This window comes from bacterium, from assembly GCA_040755795.1.
GTDB lineage: Bacteria > UBA9089 > CG2-30-40-21 > CG2-30-40-21 > SBAY01 > JBFLXS01.
Window position 1 is genome coordinate 1 of the sequence record JBFLXS010000533.1, and the last position, 2,344, is coordinate 2,344.

The 2,344-nt window shown below is 36.4% G+C and carries 2 protein-coding genes and 1 tRNA gene; 1 reads left to right on the forward strand and 2 read right to left on the reverse strand.

Annotated features, from left to right (window positions below):
- Positions 1-239: hypothetical protein (locus AB1414_19335; GenBank protein ID MEW6609567.1), on the forward strand; the 239-nt coding region annotated here is incomplete at its 5' end.
- A gap of 82 nt (positions 240-321) precedes the next feature.
- Here the strand turns inward: AB1414_19335 and AB1414_19340 are convergent.
- Positions 322-2,040: a penicillin-binding transpeptidase domain-containing protein gene (locus AB1414_19340; GenBank protein ID MEW6609568.1), complete on the reverse strand. Its 1,719-nt coding sequence runs from the start codon at positions 2,038-2,040 to the stop codon at positions 322-324.
- Between the two features lie 20 nt (positions 2,041-2,060).
- A tRNA-Thr gene (locus tag AB1414_19345) sits at positions 2,061-2,135 on the reverse strand.
- Between the last annotated feature and the right edge of the window lie 209 nt (positions 2,136-2,344).

Below are 2,344 nucleotides of genomic sequence, written 5' to 3' on the forward strand. Positions count from 1 at the left end.
TTGTTGGTGCAGAATTTCCATTAGCTAATAAACTTTACCTTAAAAACTTCCAGCGAATTGGCAAAACAGCTGGATTAATTTATGGGTTTGATTTATTTGGAGCCTGTCTGGGCGGGCTTTTATCTACTATTTTATTTATCCCTATCTTAGGGATATTTCAGTGTTGTTTTATCTCCGGTCTCCTTAACCTGACATCTTTTATTCTGGTTTTTAAAATAGGACGCAGATTTGCAGGATAGAATAAAAAATAACTAACTATTTAGCCCTGTGAAGTGAAACAACAGGGGGGTGGTTATTGAGTAATAACCACTATAATTACCATTATCCTTTGTGCTGACTTTGTTCCTCTGCTAATGGTTTAGTCGGAAGGATTCCCATATAGGATATGATTCTTTTTGCCACTTTTTTAAATGTGGGTGCGGCAATTGTTCCTCCCCAATATGTGCCTTTTGGTTCATCTACAATGACCAAAATAATTACTTTGGGGTCATCTGCGGGCAGGTAACCAATAAAAGAGGCAATAAATTTATCAGGACTATACTTGCCATTTGCATCGACCTTCTGAGCCGTGGCGGTTTTCCCGGCAATCTCATAGCCATTAATTTGGGCTGATTCCCCGGTGCCATCAGTTACAACCTTTGTCAACATCTTATTTATTTGTGGAATTAATTCTAAAGGAACAACCTGTCTTACCGGCGTGGGTTTAAATTCCTTGATTATTTTTCCTTGCGGAGTTTTAATTGCCTTTATAACGATTGGTTTCATTAAAACGCCATTATTAGCAATCGCCCCGACGGCCATAATTAATTGCAATGGAGTAACTGAAATTCCCTGTCCAATAGCTATTGTATATTTAGACAGTCTAGACCAATCTTTAGGTTTAGGTAATAACCCTTTTTCTTCTCCAGAAAGTCCAATTTTAGTCGGCTCATTAAAACCGAATTCTAAAATATGTGAATAAAATTTTCTGTCACTTAGCCGGTGAATACATTGTGCCATTCCGACATTACAGGAATTGGCGATAATCCCTTCCAGATTTTGAGTTCCATGTGGATGATGGCAGTGAATAGTTTTATTCCCTATCTGGATATGTCCCGGGCAAAAATATGTTTTTTCAGATGGAATTAATCCTTCTTTGAGTAAAGCAATGGCAGAAAATATCTTGAAAGTAGAACCAGGCTCAAAAATATCCGTAACAATTGTATTTCTGTATTGATGAGATGGAAATTGAGAAAAACAATTAGGATTATAAAAAGGATAAATAGCCCATGCTAATATCTCTCCAGTCTTTGGGACCATAACAATTATTGAACCAGATTTAGCCTTCTGCTCCTCACAGATATTTTTCAGCTCTGCTTCAGCGTGATGTTGAATAATTTCATCTATGGTAAGAATAATATCATTTCCATTTGATGCCTTTTTTACAAGTGGATTATTTTGTGGGCATAAAATAGTTCTACCTTCTCCATCTTTCAGAACTACCAGACGATTAATTCCTGCTTTTAAATATTTATCATAGATTGATTCAATTCCTTCTAATCCTTCATTATCTAATCCAACAAAACCTATGAGATGAGCCCCTAAATGATTTTTAGGATAAAAGCGTTTATACTCTTTCAAGAAATCTATTCCCTTAATATTTAATTCTCTTATCTTTTGTGATTGTTTTTTCTCTACCTTCCTTTTTAACCAGACAAAAGATGAATTATGAGTTAATTTTTTATAGAGAGTGGTTGGGTTCATTCCTAAGATATTTGATAGTTGAATTGCGGTTTTGTATGGTCTTTCGATTCGGTTTGGTTGACTATAGATTGAATCTACCTCAATACTCATGGCTAATTCTTGCAGGTTGCAGTCAAATATAGTTCCTCTGGCTAATTCGATTTGTAAGATTTTAGTATGTTCACCTTTTGCCAATCCAGTCATTTTCCTGGATTGGACAAGCTGGATATAAAATAATCGGATAATCAGAAAAAAAGAAATCAAGGAAATAATAATAATAAAGACAAGGATTCTCTCACGGTATGATCTTGTGACCAAAATAGCCCTCCCACTTATTCTGGAGCCGGCGAGAGGAATTGAACCTCCGACCTACTGATTACGAATCAGCCGCTCTGCCCCTGAGCTACACCGGCTTTAAGTGAATCTGGAGACATTTTATCACAAATTTTAACTCATGTCAACAAAATTTTTGGTAACCGTTCAGAGATATAGCCGGAGAGCGTTGCGTAGGAGTTAAAGCTATATCTATGGTCACAGGCATTGCTTTACTTCATTTTCTGCCATCTTTTGCTTATTAAATTTGCTCCAGAGGAGCAATCTGTTTGTAGAAGAAAACCCACCC